This is a genomic window from Leeuwenhoekiella sp. MAR_2009_132, assembly GCF_000687915.1.
Taxonomy (GTDB): domain Bacteria; phylum Bacteroidota; class Bacteroidia; order Flavobacteriales; family Flavobacteriaceae; genus Leeuwenhoekiella.
Window position 1 is genome coordinate 1,046,995 of the sequence record NZ_JHZY01000004.1, and the last position, 14,124, is coordinate 1,061,118.

15 protein-coding genes are annotated in these 14,124 nt (G+C 37.6%); 11 read left to right on the forward strand and 4 right to left on the reverse strand.

The annotated features are described in order from the left end of the window. Genes P164_RS12925 through P164_RS12950 form a run of 7 tightly spaced genes read left to right on the forward strand, consistent with a single transcriptional unit; the run spans position 1 to position 4,254 of the window. Entirely contained in the window at positions 1 to 189 is a 189-nt protein-coding gene (locus P164_RS12925) for a CcoQ/FixQ family Cbb3-type cytochrome c oxidase assembly chaperone (protein WP_028376755.1), read from the forward strand. Continuing rightward, the gene (locus tag P164_RS12930; protein ID WP_035899825.1) at positions 186 to 1,109 is read left to right on the forward strand and encodes a cbb3-type cytochrome c oxidase N-terminal domain-containing protein; all 924 of its coding nucleotides are present in this window, start codon (positions 186 to 188) and stop codon (positions 1,107 to 1,109) included. Before P164_RS12925 ends, P164_RS12930 begins: the two co-directional genes overlap by 4 nt. Then, on the forward strand, positions 1,109 to 1,486 hold the full coding sequence (locus P164_RS12935; RefSeq protein ID WP_028376756.1) for a group III truncated hemoglobin: 378 nt from the start codon (positions 1,109 to 1,111) through the stop codon (positions 1,484 to 1,486). Before P164_RS12930 ends, P164_RS12935 begins: the two co-directional genes overlap by 1 nt. A gap of 25 nt (positions 1,487 to 1,511) precedes the next feature. After that, positions 1,512 to 2,933: a cytochrome c oxidase accessory protein CcoG gene (ccoG, locus tag P164_RS12940; RefSeq protein ID WP_028376757.1), complete on the forward strand. Its 1,422-nt coding sequence runs from the start codon at positions 1,512 to 1,514 to the stop codon at positions 2,931 to 2,933. A gap of 7 nt (positions 2,934 to 2,940) precedes the next feature. Then, the gene (locus P164_RS18730; protein WP_159106030.1) at positions 2,941 to 3,087 is read left to right on the forward strand and encodes a hypothetical protein; all 147 of its coding nucleotides are present in this window, start codon (positions 2,941 to 2,943) and stop codon (positions 3,085 to 3,087) included. Positions 3,088 to 3,097: 10 nt separating this feature from the next. Beyond that, positions 3,098 to 3,544 (forward strand): FixH family protein, encoded by a 447-nt coding sequence (locus tag P164_RS12945; protein WP_028376758.1) that lies wholly within the window; start codon positions 3,098 to 3,100, stop codon positions 3,542 to 3,544. A 2-nt stretch (positions 3,545 to 3,546) separates the two neighbouring features. After that, the gene (locus tag P164_RS12950) at positions 3,547 to 4,254 is read left to right on the forward strand and encodes a sulfite exporter TauE/SafE family protein (RefSeq protein WP_028376759.1); all 708 of its coding nucleotides are present in this window, start codon (positions 3,547 to 3,549) and stop codon (positions 4,252 to 4,254) included. A gap of 213 nt (positions 4,255 to 4,467) precedes the next feature. On the opposite strand, the gene hemN is transcribed toward P164_RS12950, so the two are convergent. Beyond that, on the reverse strand, positions 4,468 to 5,832 hold the full coding sequence (hemN, locus tag P164_RS12955; RefSeq protein WP_028376760.1) for an oxygen-independent coproporphyrinogen III oxidase: 1,365 nt from the start codon (positions 5,830 to 5,832) through the stop codon (positions 4,468 to 4,470). Between the two features lie 83 nt (positions 5,833 to 5,915). Then, positions 5,916 to 6,200, reverse strand: coding sequence for a hypothetical protein (locus P164_RS12960; RefSeq protein WP_028376761.1), 285 nt, complete (start codon positions 6,198 to 6,200; stop codon positions 5,916 to 5,918). 164 nt (positions 6,201 to 6,364) lie between these two features. On the opposite strand from P164_RS12960, the gene P164_RS12965 reads away from it, so the two are divergent. The 4 genes from P164_RS12965 (at position 6,365) to P164_RS12980 (ending at position 10,492) form a co-directional block, all read left to right on the forward strand. Further along, positions 6,365 to 7,159: a DUF6503 family protein gene (locus P164_RS12965; RefSeq protein ID WP_035899826.1), complete on the forward strand. Its 795-nt coding sequence runs from the start codon at positions 6,365 to 6,367 to the stop codon at positions 7,157 to 7,159. Continuing rightward, the gene (locus tag P164_RS12970) at positions 7,156 to 7,752 is read left to right on the forward strand and encodes a TlpA family protein disulfide reductase (protein ID WP_028376762.1); all 597 of its coding nucleotides are present in this window, start codon (positions 7,156 to 7,158) and stop codon (positions 7,750 to 7,752) included. Before P164_RS12965 ends, P164_RS12970 begins: the two co-directional genes overlap by 4 nt. 257 nt (positions 7,753 to 8,009) lie before the next feature. Further along, entirely contained in the window at positions 8,010 to 8,972 is a 963-nt protein-coding gene (locus P164_RS12975) for a bifunctional methionine sulfoxide reductase B/A protein (protein WP_262490372.1), read from the forward strand. Between the two features lie 299 nt (positions 8,973 to 9,271). Continuing rightward, positions 9,272 to 10,492, forward strand: coding sequence for an MFS transporter (locus tag P164_RS12980; protein WP_028376763.1), 1,221 nt, complete (start codon positions 9,272 to 9,274; stop codon positions 10,490 to 10,492). A gap of 177 nt (positions 10,493 to 10,669) precedes the next feature. On the opposite strand, the gene P164_RS12985 is transcribed toward P164_RS12980, so the two are convergent. Next, positions 10,670 to 12,826 (reverse strand): DEAD/DEAH box helicase, encoded by a 2,157-nt coding sequence (locus tag P164_RS12985; protein ID WP_316930219.1) that lies wholly within the window; start codon positions 12,824 to 12,826, stop codon positions 10,670 to 10,672. A gap of 86 nt (positions 12,827 to 12,912) precedes the next feature. Further along, on the reverse strand, positions 12,913 to 13,851 hold the full coding sequence (locus P164_RS12990) for a DUF1837 domain-containing protein (protein ID WP_028376764.1): 939 nt from the start codon (positions 13,849 to 13,851) through the stop codon (positions 12,913 to 12,915). Positions 13,852 to 14,124: the final 273 nt, after the last annotated feature.

A 14,124-nucleotide genomic window follows, 5' to 3' on the forward strand; every position in this document is an offset into this window, starting at 1 on the left:
ATGTTAAAATTTATAAAACAAAATCTAGAAAATATTGATGGGGTAGCCATTTACCCCATCATTTCCCTACTCATTTTTTTCCTCTTTTTTGTAGCTCTTTTTTTATGGGTTTTTACAGCTAAAAAAGAACATATTAAAGAGGTAAGTAATATTCCTTTTGACGATCAATTAAAATCTGACCAGCCATGAGAAGTACCGTATCTTTACTAAGAATTGTTTTTTTTGCAGGCTTTGCATATCTGTTTTTAAACTACATAGGCACCACCCAAGGGGAAGCTTCTGTCTTTGTAACCCAAAACTGGCTCTGGGCAATCTATGGTATTCTTATCTTTTTATACATCGCATTTGAGATTTGTATAGAAAGTTTACGCGCCATTCTTTTTAAAACGCTTAAGCCCGAAGCACAGGCCAATTATGAGGCTGGTCTAATCGCAAAAAAAGAACAACAAACCCGGTGGTTTAAAAATGCCTACGCAAAACTTTGGAAGGTTAAACCTATTGAAGAGGAGAGCGAGATTATACTTGACCACAACTATGATGGCATACAGGAACTAGATAATAAATTACCGCCGTGGTGGGTATATGGCTTTTACGCAAGTATCCTTTTTGCCATTGTTTATATGATACGCTTTGAAGTTTTAGATGGCGACAGTCAGATTGATGAGTATGAGCAAGCTATAGCACAGGCAAAAATCGAGATTGCCGAGTATAAACGTACCGCAAAAAACCTCGTTGATGAGAATTCGGTAGAACTGCTTACAGATGCAAGTGACCTCAACGCAGGTAAGACTATTTTTAACACCAGCTGTGTGGCGTGTCATAAAGCAGACGGCGGCGGCGGAATAGGTCCTAACCTTACTGATGCCTACTGGATTCTGGGTGGCGGCATAAAAAATGTGTTTCATACGATTTCTGAAGGAGGCCGAGCCGGTAAAGGGATGATCGCCTGGAAAACTGACTTAAAACCTGCCGAAATTGCGCAAGTAGCCAGTTATGTGTTGAGTTTACAAGGCACTACCCCGGCCGAACCAAAAGAACCACAGGGCGATCTTTGGGAAGATGTACCTGCAGCAGGCAAAGAATCGCAACCCGAAGCAACCTTAGACTAATGAAACCAGACATTACTACCCGTAACGCTATAGAGCTTCTTGTAAATTCTTTCTACGAAAAGGTAACTACAGATGATTGCATAGGTCCCATTTTTATCAAAATTGCAAAAGTAGATTGGGATACACACCTACCCAGAATGTATGATTTCTGGGAAAGCATTTTACTGGGCGGTATGAATTATAAGGGCAACCCAATGCTAAGACATATTGAATTGAGTAAGAAAACAACACTGTCTCAAGAGCATTTTGACCGTTGGCTGGCCTTATGGCACAACACAATAGATACCTATTTTAGTGGGGAAAAGGCTAATGATGCTAAACAACGCGGGATTAACATTGCCGGGTTAATGCTTTACAAAATAGAGAACCACGCATAGACCGTAAAACCCTTAATCACAGGAGATGGCAGAACAAGGCAGAGATAATTTTAGAGATAGCATTGGCACCCTCAATGAAGAGGGAAAACGCGCGTGGGTATTTCCTAAAAAGCCGGTAGGTAAACTCTACGAGTATCGTAAGTGGGTTAGTTATGTGCTTCTGGCGATGTTGATTAGTGCTCCGTTTATTCATATGAACGGCAATCAGTTTTTTATGTTTAATGTACTGGAGCGTCGCTTTAATATTTTCGGGTTTCCCTTCTGGCCGCAAGACTTTCACCTATTTGTAATCATTATGATTATAGGCGTGGTGTTTGTGGTACTGTTTACGGTAGCTTTTGGTCGTATTTTCTGCGGCTGGATCTGCCCTCAAACTATTTTTATGGAGCTGGTTTTCCGTAGAATTGAGTACTGGATAGACGGCGATCGCGGTAAACAAATACGCTTATCAAAAATGCCCTGGAATGCCGAAAAAATACGCAAACGCCTGTTAAAATGGTTTGTGTTTTTTATAATCTCCTTTCTAATTGCAAATGTTTTTCTGGCCTACCTCATAGGGAGTGACCGTTTAGTACAGTACATCACAGAAGGCCCGCTCAATCACATAAGCACCTTAATATCACTGCTCATTTTTACTTCGGTATTCTACTTTGTGTTTGCCTGGTTTAGAGAGCAGGTTTGCATTATTGTTTGTCCCTACGGAAGATTACAAGGTGCATTGCTCGACAACAAATCTATTGTGGTGGCCTACGATTACAAACGCGGAGAGAAAGAAGAAGGCAGGGCTAAATTTAAAAAGACTGAAGATCGAGAAGCAACCGGAAAAGGGGATTGTATAGACTGCGATCAATGTGTACAGGTGTGCCCTACGGGAATAGACATTCGCAATGGTACGCAATTAGAGTGTGTGAACTGTACCGCCTGTATTGATGCCTGTAATCAAATGATGGAAGCCGTAGACCTTCCGAAGAATTTAATACGCTACGCGAGTGAAGAGCAAATAGCAAAGAAAACCCCATTTCAATTTACACCCCGGTTAAAAGGATACACCGCCGTGCTGGTAATCTTAATTGGTGTATTAAGTGGCATGTTGTTTCTGCGCAATGATGTAGAAGCTACCGTGCTACGCTTACCGGGACAATTATATGAGCATAAAGGAGAATCTATAATTAGTAATGTGTACACCTACAAACTCATTAACAAAACCACTTCTGCAGTTGAAGATATTCACTTTGAATTGATCTCTCATAAAGGCTCTATAAATGCAGTATCACAAGAGGCTCTGCTGGTTCCTGCACAAGGGCTCGCTGAAGGAACACTGTTTATAGAATTAGATACGCACGCTTTAAAAGGTGAAAAAGAAAAATTACGAATAGGAGTCTTTAGTAAAGACCAACTTATAGAAACTACAACCACAGTGTTTCTGGGTCCCAGAAGCTATAAATAAAACCATTATGAGTACAAAGAACCATCAAAACTGTTGCCTGGGATGTCAAAAAGGTAATCCAGGCCAAAATCAACATTGTAAAGTGCGTCTGCTTAAGGAAGAAGCCGAGAAAAAAGCATTGAGCCAGACCGAACTTGCACAAAAATATTCTTAAATCTAACGCTATGAAAATTAATTGGGGAACCGGGCTGGTCATTGGGATGCTGCTTTTTATAAGCTTTATTCTGTTTTTTGTAATTAAACTTTCTATAGATGATACGTATAGTTATGATCTGGTAATTGAAGATTATTACAAACACGAGATGAATCTGCAAAACGATATAGATGCTGAGACAAACAGTATGCATCTAAAAACACCGGTGCTTGGGCGTAAAACCGAGGCCGGTTATGAGCTTCAGTTTCCAGAGAACTTTGACCCCAAAAAAATTACAGGTACAGTGTTCCTATATAGACCGTCTGGCAAGCAACTTGATTTTGACATGCCTATCGCATTGTCAACTTCTAATTTGCTCATACCTGACAAACGCTTGGTAGGCGGTCGCTGGAACATTACCGTAAACTGGAAATATGCCGGTGTAAACTACCGCTTTGACAAACCGATAAACTATTAAAGATGATCTGGACGGCACTTATATTTGGTCTTTTAGGTAGTTTTCACTGCGTAGGTATGTGCGGCCCTATTGCCTTTTTAATGCCCGTAGATCACAACAACCCAACTAAAAAATTTGTTCAGACGTTGAGTTATCATATGGGTAGATTAGTCACCTATGCCCTCATAGGGTTTATGTTTGGTGAACTGGGAAAACGCCTTAATTTATTTGGTTTACAACAACAACTGTCTATAGGTATAGGCCTGTTAATGATTTTAGTAATCTTGCTGCCATCGCATATTTTTAACCGGTATAATTTTTCAAAACCTATGTATAAACTCGTAGGTAAGGTAAAATCGGCTTTAGGCAGACAACTTAAATCTAAAAGTAAAGGAACTTTTTTTACACTTGGTTTATTAAACGGATTACTGCCTTGCGGACTGGTCTATATGGCTGTTTTTGGTGCTATAGCAACAGGGAACGCGCTAATCGGCGCATTGTATATGTTTGTATTTGGGCTAGGTACCGTACCGCTCATGACTACCGCTATTTATCTGGGAAATTTCTTAAAAGGAAAAGCAAAAAAACGAATTGTAAAATTCATTCCGGTGGCTGTGGTACTTATGGGTTGCTTATTTATTTTACGCGGATTGGGATTGGGAATCCCGTATGTGTCTCCCGGGAAACAGGTGGCTGTAGAACAGGTTCAGGCGGAGCATAGTTGCCATTGATAATTAGACGTGTTACAAAATCTATCCCCCCTTTCCTAAGATTCAGATTACAAAAATCACCTCAACTGAACCAAAAAATATAAAATAGTTCATATGCATCATCCGGTAGTAAACCAGGGGATCTGGTTTGCTGCATAGCTACACATTGTAGCACCCGCAAAAAAATCCGCTTATTTTCATAAGCAGGCCTTCACTAACTAAGTATTTAAGCCGTTAAACAGTCATTGAAAAAAGTTTAGTTTCAGGTTTGTTGCGTTGTAATCTCAAGTCAAAAGGCAGACAAATGTTACGCACAAAAGGTTTTCCTTTTTCGGTAACTATAAGGCTTTTAGGTTTCACATAAAGCAAGCCATCTGCCTCGAGTTCGTAAAGCTTCATCAATACTTCGGGCAACTCTTCAAAGTATTTTTCAGGATCTTCCCAGGAGGTTTTAAAATGACACATTAGATTTAAAATGTGTTTACGAATTATCAAATCTTCCGCGGTTAAAATATGACCCCTAAACACAGGAAGCATATCGTTTTCTAATAAATGGTAGTACTCTTGTAGCCCTTTTACATTTTGTGCAAAACCAGACCAGCTGTCACTTATTGCCGAAACACCAAGTCCCAGCATCACCTGTGTTTTAGAAGAATTATACCCCATAAAATTACGGTGTATACGTTCTTCCTGTTGTGCATAGTACAGGTCGTCTGTACGCAGCGCAAAATGATCCATCCCTATTTCTATATAGCCTGCTTCTGCCAGTAAGCGCTTGCCGGTTTCATACTGCAGTCGCTTTTCTTCCGCCGTAGGTAAATCTGTTTCAGAATACCCGCGCTGGCCGTTTCCTTTTATCCACGGTACGTGTGCGTAGCTGTAAAATGCAATGCGATCTGGAAAAAGCTGTATGGTTTTTGCAATTGTGTTTTTAACATGCTCCAGGGTTTGAAAAGGAAGTCCATAAATTATATCGTGTCCTACCGAAGTATAACCTGCTCTGCGTGCATTTATAGTAGCCCGTTCTACGTGCTCAAAAGGCTGAATACGATTAATGGCTTTTTGCACCGTCTCGTTATAATCCTGCACTCCATAACAAACCCGTTTAAAACCAAAGGAAGCCAGCGTTTCTAAATGCGCCAGCGTGGTGTTATTAGGATGCCCTTCAAAACTCATCTCACAGTTTTTTGCGGCATCTGCATTTCTAAATATTCCGGTTATTAATTCGGCTAAATTGAATTCCGAAAAAAATGTTGGTGTCCCGCCACCCAGATGTATTTGCTGTATATGAAGCCGCTCACCTGCTAGCGCACGGTATAGCGACAGTTCTTTTAAAAGCGCGTGAATATAGGGTTTTTCTAAATCGTGATTTTTGGTAATACGCTTTGTACACCCGCAAAAGGTACACATAGATTCGCAAAAGGGCAGATGTATGTAGATACTTATCCCTTCGGTTTTATTGCTTTCAAGAAGACTCTTTTTAAACCTTTTTTTCCAATCGCTTAACTGAAAATTAGCCGTGTCCCAATAGGGTACCGTAGGATAACTCGTGTATCGCGGTCCCGGAACATTGTATTTTGTAATTAAAGATTCTTGCATATACAAAGTATTAAATACTTCGGAAAAATGCCCCCTAATGCAAATTCCCGAAGTATTCATTAAAAGAAATTATGTAGCCTGGCTTATGCTAAAAGACTACCTATGATGATTAGCACACTTACAGCAATACTTGTAGTTAGGAGCTTAAAGATTAATTCGGGTTTTTGAACGGTTAAGATTGCTGCATTGTGTAAACTGCATAAAATAACCGAAACCATTACTAAAAGCATTTGTGCTAAACCGTGCCCAAAATGCAGTACACTAAATACGGCTACAGAACCTAAACAGGTGCTTAGAATTATACCCAGAGCAGAATATCCCATTATGTTATGGGTAAAATCGTTTTGAAGTTTTGAAAAAGTGGTCATACCTGAAAATTTAAATTACTATTAATTTACAGGGTAAAAGTACCAGTCACTTTAAACCTATTTTATGACATTTGTCAGTTCGTAAGAATTTTTAAAACAAAATTTAAAACTGCTGTAAGACCTGCAAATACCTACGGACTAAAAACTACTTAAACAACCATTCTATGAAATACGCTGTACTCCTTTTATTTTTTGTAAGCACCCTTTCGTGCAAAAACAAAACTGAAACACAATCGAAACAAACACCAGAAAATTCGCTTGTTTCACAAAGCAACTCACCATATCCCGAAGCTATTTCTAAAATTCTGGAAGCTCACGGAGGGCTTACGAATTGGAATATTTATCAAACCCTATGCTTTACAATAGAAAAAGGTGAAGAATCAGACGAGGTGCACACAATAGATTTAAAAAATCGTAGAGATCATATTGATATAGGAATGGTAACAATGGGATTTAATGGAAGTGAAGCCTGGCTTCAAGACCCGGAAGGAACGTACAAGGGCAATCCCGAATTCTACCATAACCTGATGTTCTACTTTTACGCAATGCCATTTGTACTGGCAGATCCGGGTATTATCTATGAGAAAACCGAAGCCCTTGTGGTAAGCGACACCAGCTATCCCGGTCTTAAAATAAGCTTTGAAGAAAACACAGGCTCTTCGGCAAACGATGAGTATTACCTGTATTACGATGCAGAAACCTACCAAATGCGCTGGTTAGGTTATACAGCGACTTTTGGCGCAGCAGAAAAAAGAACAGGAATTAATTACATCAACTATGGCGACTGGATGCCGGTACAGGATTTAATTTTGCCAAAATCTATTTCCTGGTATGCGGTAGAAGAAGGCAAACCTACTGTTCCCCACAACACGGTTAACTTTAAGGAACCAAGTTTAAGCCCCGAGGCCAGAGCGGAAACTTTTTATTCTAAAAACAGCCAAATCGAGAGCGACCTATGACCCAGCAAAAGAAGTTCAACTTTAAATACCTGTTGCTTTTAATAGCTGTAGCTGTTATTTATTTTACAGGAATGCATAAACCTATTATAGCGACCGTACAACGAGGCATCCTTAAAACAGGACTCCTCAATCCCGATCTGAAGCAGACTAAAAACAATACTGATGCTACAGATTCTGAAGTTTTGGTAAAAGCAGATTTAGACGTTTCTTTTTACAACGAACAAAATGAATTAGTTTCCCTTAAAAGCCTTAGCGATAAACCTATTTTTCTAAATTTCTGGGCTACCTGGTGTCCGCCCTGTATTGCAGAAATGCCAGGGATTTCAAATTTATATCAGGATCAAAAAGACGAAGTAAATTTTGTGCTGGTTTCTTTTGATACAGACTTTCAGAAGGCACGAGATTTTAAAGCAAAAAAAGGATACACCTTTCCCATATACCGCATTGCAAACGATCTGCCCGACATGTACAATACCGGCAGTCTGCCTACCACGATATGTATAGATGCTCAGAGCAATCTCGCACTTACCCATATGGGTATGGCAGATTATGACACCCAGGATTTTAGAAACTATCTGAACAGCTTAAAATAACATCATTTTTTTCCGAAGAAAAACCTCAAAAAAACTTCTAAATTTTGGCAGAGCTTTAAGAAAGTTAAAACCCTGCATTACGTCCAAAGCAAAAAACCGGAAACGCCTAAAAAACGTTTATATTAATAAAGATTATGAAAAATAGAATCCTATTTTCAGCATTACTGGCAGCGACTATCGCTCTAAGTCTATTATTTACCTCGTGTGCAGATGGCAAGCAAGGTAAAACGAGCGTTTCTGACACTTCAGATATGGCGATGAATACCACATTTCCTGATGCTAAACCCGATGCCGAATGGAAATCACAACTTACTGAAGAGCAGTACGACATTATGGTTAAAAAAGGAACAGAAGCTCCTTTTAAAAATGCATTCTATGACAATCACGCAGAAGGTATATATGTAAGCGCTGCAACGGGGCAACCGCTTTTTAGCTCAGATACGAAGTTTGATTCGGGTTCAGGATGGCCTGCGTTTTATGCTCCTATAGATGAAGACGCTGTAATCTGGGTAAAAGATAACAGTCTTGGGATGAGCCGTGATGAGGTAATTGAAAAAGAAACCGGTTTACATTTAGGTCACGTTTTTAACGACGGTCCAGAGCCTACCGGTTTGCGTTATTGCATTAACTCTGCTGCATTAAAATTTATACCGAAAGACGAAATAAATACCACAACTTCTCAAACCGAAGCTACGGCTTATTTTGCTAGCGGGTGTTTCTGGTGTGTAGAGGCAGTTTATGAAAGTGTAAAAGGCGTTAAAGAATCTGTTTCAGGATACGCAGGTGGTCACACTAAAAACCCAACTTACGAAGACAGCAATACCGGTAAAACAGGTCATGCTGAAGCTGTGAAAATTATATACGATCCTAGTGTGGTAAGTTTTAGCACACTTGTAGATGTGTATTTTGGTTCGCAAGATCCTACGCAGGTAAACGGTCAGGGACCAGATAAAGGTTCGCAATACCGCTCGATCATTTTCTATCAAAACGATGCCGAAAAGAAAATTATAGACGAGAAAAAAGCGGCTTTGGCAAAAGAACTTAACGCAACTATTGCTGCGGAAGTAAAACCTTTTGAAAAATTCTGGGAAGCAGAAGGCTACCACCAGAATTACGAAAGACAACATCCCGAGAATCCTTACATTCAAAATGTATCGATCCCAAGGTTAAAGCGTTTTCAAGCAAAATTTCCCGAGCTTTTAAAAGCCGGAACACATTAATCGTTAAAAACGATTTCTCGTCAACCTGAACGTGATTCAGGTTCTCATACAGATTGAACCCCTAAAGATGCGATTCTGAAACAAGTTCAGAATGACAGAATAACATCTATTAAAATTTGAAATATCAAAAACTCCCCTCCTTCCTGAGGAGGGGAGTTTTAATTTTAATTCCGTTTAGGAATTCTAATTCAAATGGGGTGGTGCTAACCGCTGCTCCAGTAACTAAAAACACCCCTTCTGCGCCTCTGGCGCATGCATCTCCTCCTTTAAAAGGAGTGGAACTTTTAAAGAAATGCCCAATGCACCTACGTGACGCCTCCCAATCCCGAAAGAAAATTGCAACAATCATCACTTTTTTGTCGATTCCCCTATCTGGGTTTATGACCGATATTTATTTGCCGTCCTTTCCTTCTATGGCGCGCAACCTCAACGTTTCGGAACAAAGCATACAGTTTACACTCACCTGCTTTTTTCTGAGTTACGGCTTTGCCCAGTTGTTTGTGGGTCCTGTGGCAGACAGCATTGGCCGGCGTAAACCGGTGATGGTCTCGCTCGTTATTTTACTGTTGAGCAGCCTTGCGGTTACCTTTACCCACGAAGTTGCGGTCATTAGTCTGTTGCGTATTGTGCAGGGGATTGCCACGGCATTTATTGTGGTTGCCAAACGTGCCTATTTTGTAGACCTCTATGACGACAAAGAGCGGAAACACTACCTGAGTTTCTTTACCATTGTTTGGTCGTGCGGACCTATTATCGCCCCGTTTCTGGGTGGTTTTCTGGAAGAGCAATTTGGCTGGCAGTCTAACTTTTACTTTCTCGCGATCTACGCGGCGATTCTTTTAGGAGCCGAAGGGATCTGGGGCGGCGAAACCATACGCAATTACAAGAAATTCAATCTAAAGAAAACCTCGCTGTTGTATATGGCGATGCTTAAAAACCCGGGCTTTATTTTAGGAATTCTGGTATTGGGATTTGCCTACTCAGTGGTGATGGTATTTAACATCGCCGGGCCGTTTGTGGTAGAACATCACTTTAATTACAGCCCGGTAATTATTGGGTACTGCACACTGGTTCTGGGACTTTCCTGGATGATAGGCGGTATCCTGAGCAAACAGTTTACACCAATAGCTTTTGCTAAAAAAATACGGTTAGTCTCCTTGATACAATTAGGAATTATAGGAGTATTTATCACGCTCGCCGGCTTTGTAGATAACCTCGTACTGCTCGTTGCCTTTGCCTTTCTCATTCACATCTGCTCGGGCTTTTTATTTACCAATTACTTTACCCAAAATATGATTTTCTTTCCCGGAAATGCCGGGATCGCAGGCGGGCTTATGGGTGGTTTGCTCTACATCATCACCTCTATAGGTAGTTTTGCCATCTCAGCCTCGGGCGAAATAAACACCACATTCGATATGTCGTTGCGGTATTTAATGATCGCATTACCCCTGGCAGTGGTGCTTTATTTTTCGCTGCGGTATTTTAAAAAACGAGAACTGCGGAAGCGGGTTATGAGTTAAAGATTGAAAAGCTGAAGGGTACTCGTCATGCTGAACTGGTTTCAGCATCGCATCCTGCTTGGGCGGAAGGGTTTGTGAGACCCCGTAAACGCGGAAAATTTTGGTGGTAGTTTGACGAGTGCAACAACATAATTAATGAAACATTCGAGATAATTGCACTAGCAATTAAAAAATATTTCATGCCTCTTTTAACTTATTCCTTTCATAATCAATAAAAACAAAATTCTCGTATAACCTGTTATCCCTTATAGATTTAATTACATCATCTTGTTGCATATTAGATGGAATTAACTTCTCTAATTTACGAATTGCTGAACTTGGAATTCCAAATTCGGATAATATTGTGAGGTTTTCTCTTAGAAATTCATTTTCAATTAGATTGGTATAGTAACTATAATTTCCAGCTCTAATACCTTTCTCATTACACACAAATTCTTGAATAGAATTAATTACTGATAACCACTTTGGAATTTTATATTGAAACCAATGTTTTTGAATTTGGAAATTCGTCATAATAACTTCCTCCATGACTTCTAATTCGGACTTATCATTATATCGTTTACCGAAAGACATTTTATTCTTAACTACTTCATCAGTAATATTATCTTTATGTGTATTGTAATATTCTACACACTCAGTAATATAATCAATATCTGAATTAATTAAGCGACGAAGACTTTGATGAAGTCCGTAATTGAATGTTTTATTAACTAATTTATCAAGACCAAGAGATTTTGATTCTCCATTTTTCATTAGAAATTTCCAGCCAAGACTAAGACAATATTTCAATTGGTAGTAATTTGGACTTCTTGTCCAAGTTATTAAGTCATAATTAGAAGTTATGTCTTGTCTTATCGTTTCTATAATACCTCTTTGGCCATTAACTTGCACGCCATTTTTTTTAATGACTTCTTTCTCATCATTTGGGATTTGCTTAATTTTTTTATATTGCGCTGATTCAAGATTTCTCACTTCATCTTCATCTAAGTTTATTAATACCTCATCAGAAATTGGATTTTGTTCAAAAAATGGAATATCAATAATTACTTGTTCGTTTGGGGGTACAGGATTAAAATTAAAAATTGTTCCAGTATAATGAATCATTAATCTCCCTGCACGTCCTTTAATGTTAGAATAATCAAAATAATCGATAAGTGTATTAAGTCCTTTTGTTTTGTCGAAAAAGATTATGTTTTTAGCACTTGTATTTACTCCCTCAATAATTGTAGTTGTACAGAAAAGATAGTTCAATTCTCCTTTATTGAAATAATCAATAACAGTGGATGTTATATGTTTTTGTAATGCTCCATCGTGAATTCCTATTCTATTTTGAAGTAGTTTAATTAAACTCCAATCTTTTGAAATGTTTTCGTTTATCCATTGAATAATATCAAAATCATTATTCAAAGAATCTTGTAGCTTTTCCATTAAAAATGAGCAGAATTTGTTCGATAGATATCGAACTCTATTTGGCGATGAACAATAAATAATGGATTGATTGTTCTTATTTTCCAAAAGCAAATCAAAGAGAATATTTTCTTTGTATTCTTTAAATTTTCTTGGCTTGTCGAATTTTTCTTTATGTCTTGAATATATGTCTACTGTCTTAACATCAACTAGTGAGGATTTAGTTTTGTAAAAGACCGCATTGTACTTTTCTACAAATCCTTCTGAGATATTATCAATATTTGGTCCTAATAAATAAAATTTGCTGTTGAAGGTTTTTAGAATGTAATGAAGTGCATTGTTTAATGAATCAGCTCTTTCATCATCTCTTTGTGAGCTCAGTTTATAAAACTCATCAATTATTATAAATTCTATATTTGGAAACTCCTTGTATTCATTCACCCTCTCGGCTGTAAATAAATAGATGTTACCTTTTTCTAATGATGGTTCTTGTGAGGTTCGAACAATTATTTTGTACTTCTCATCGTATTTTTTCAATTTACGCCTTGTCTCATCAAGCAAAGCCAGAGTAGGTTGAATTATTATTATATTCTTAAATTTATTTGACGCAACAAATTCTTCAATTAATAGACTTTTTCCAAAACTTGTAGGCGCACTAACTACAACATTTTTATCGGAATTTAGTAGGGATAAAAGATGCTTTTGGTCTTCGTGAAGAAATTTATTTAAGTTATTGGAATGATGATAAACCTGACGTATTAAAGAATCAGTAGAATTTAACCGTAAGTTCTCTTTAGCTAAATATGGGTAAAATCCAACAGCTTCTATTAGGTCCGTAAGTACATTATTTAATGAAGCTTCAAATTTTTTTTTCTCTTCAAGAATATTTACAATAACTTTTTGAGCGGATATATCATCATCAATAATTAATTGCTAACATTTTTTGTATACCTCAAAAGTTTCTTCAAAATCAAATGATTCCTTGTTTTGAATTTCCAAAAGTATTTCTTCAATCATTCTCCTAATTTTTGAAGTAGAGACAATTTATTATGTAATCCCTTAACTAATTCTACTTTATTTTGAACGGGAAAAAGAACTAAAATAATATTTAGCTTCGTTTTTAATGGATGGTTGTTATTGTCATCAAAATATTGTTTTAAATCATTCATTTCTGCTAAATATTCTTTTATAAAATCTTGACAATTTTCATCTGAATATTTATTAAAGAGTTCACAGTCATAAGTGCATAATAAAGGTATGTTTATCGAACCAAGTTGGTCAATAAGTTTTGAAGATTTACTCATTAGGCCTAACCAATAATCCTTTTCTGGAATATTATCAAAGTGTTTCAGTTTTTTTGAGACAATTAAAAATTCATTATTGAGATAGTCACTCTGAAAATGTTCTTCTATATCTTGTATTAACGCCTTAATTCCTACTTTCCCATTTTTATACAATTTTGATTCTCCAAGCCATAAAGTTTTTGTGTTTGGCTCTAGATGAACGGCGTCAAATCCATGAACTGTAGCTCCAAAAGAATCTTTAAAATATATTTTAGATAATAGAGGTATCGTATTGTGAAAATCTCTTAGTAATAAGTGTAAAATTAATTCTCCGAATTCACCTCTTCTCAAATATGTATCTTTTAGATCATCAGTGATGGAACCGTTATTATCGTAAATATCTTTTACTTTTTGAAAAGCGTCAATTTTATAAATAGATTGAGCAGCTTCGGTTAGCTTGCTTAAAATTTCATTATTTGACGTTTCTTCTCCATCGTGAAATCCAAAAGCAAACTCATAAATTACGTCCGATAACTTTTGAATTAGTGGTTTAGCTCGGTATTCAACTTCTCCACCATCGTCAATGTCAAATCCTACCAAAAAAGTACTTAATTCGGATTCATTTATTTTATGTGTAATTATTTTCTCAGAACCGAATGGAGTTTTCATTACTTAATTTTTTAAAACTTATATAGTAATTAAAGCTAAACATTCTAATTAACTATTATTTATGGAATTGCATAAACCCTTGATTTAAACTTAGAAAAGGGGATAAATCCGCTAAATAACCCCACTTAAACTGGTATTTAAAAAACTCCCCTACGCTGTGAGATTATACAGCCACCCTGATAACTAACAAAGGCATCTCGACTGCGCTCGATGTGACAAGAGCTCTTTTGTAAACGCAGCGCAAGTGATGAGATAACAACAAAAAAACTAGCA

What these genes read in the sequence shown, in the direction of transcription:
- P164_RS18730 (WP_159106030.1), top strand. Translation starts at nt 2,941, where the DNA reads ATGAGTACAAAGAACCATCAAAACTGTTGCCTGGGATGTCAAAAAGGT.
- P164_RS12960 (WP_028376761.1), bottom strand. Translation starts at nt 6,200, where the DNA reads ATGACCACTTTTTCAAAACTTCAAAACGATTTTACCCATAACATAATG.
- hemN (WP_028376760.1), bottom strand. Translation starts at nt 5,832, where the DNA reads ATGCAAGAATCTTTAATTACAAAATACAATGTTCCGGGACCGCGATAC.
- ccoG (WP_028376757.1), top strand. Translation starts at nt 1,512, where the DNA reads ATGGCAGAACAAGGCAGAGATAATTTTAGAGATAGCATTGGCACCCTC.
- P164_RS12935 (WP_028376756.1), top strand. Translation starts at nt 1,109, where the DNA reads ATGAAACCAGACATTACTACCCGTAACGCTATAGAGCTTCTTGTAAAT.
- P164_RS12965 (WP_035899826.1), top strand. Translation starts at nt 6,365, where the DNA reads ATGAAATACGCTGTACTCCTTTTATTTTTTGTAAGCACCCTTTCGTGC.
- P164_RS12930 (WP_035899825.1), top strand. Translation starts at nt 186, where the DNA reads ATGAGAAGTACCGTATCTTTACTAAGAATTGTTTTTTTTGCAGGCTTT.
- P164_RS12950 (WP_028376759.1), top strand. Translation starts at nt 3,547, where the DNA reads ATGATCTGGACGGCACTTATATTTGGTCTTTTAGGTAGTTTTCACTGC.
- P164_RS12990 (WP_028376764.1), bottom strand. Translation starts at nt 13,851, where the DNA reads ATGAAAACTCCATTCGGTTCTGAGAAAATAATTACACATAAAATAAAT.
- P164_RS12970 (WP_028376762.1), top strand. Translation starts at nt 7,156, where the DNA reads ATGACCCAGCAAAAGAAGTTCAACTTTAAATACCTGTTGCTTTTAATA.
- P164_RS12980 (WP_028376763.1), top strand. Translation starts at nt 9,272, where the DNA reads ATGCACCTACGTGACGCCTCCCAATCCCGAAAGAAAATTGCAACAATC.
- P164_RS12945 (WP_028376758.1), top strand. Translation starts at nt 3,098, where the DNA reads ATGAAAATTAATTGGGGAACCGGGCTGGTCATTGGGATGCTGCTTTTT.
- P164_RS12975 (WP_262490372.1), top strand. Translation starts at nt 8,010, where the DNA reads ATGAATACCACATTTCCTGATGCTAAACCCGATGCCGAATGGAAATCA.
- P164_RS12925 (WP_028376755.1), top strand. Translation starts at nt 1, where the DNA reads ATGTTAAAATTTATAAAACAAAATCTAGAAAATATTGATGGGGTAGCC.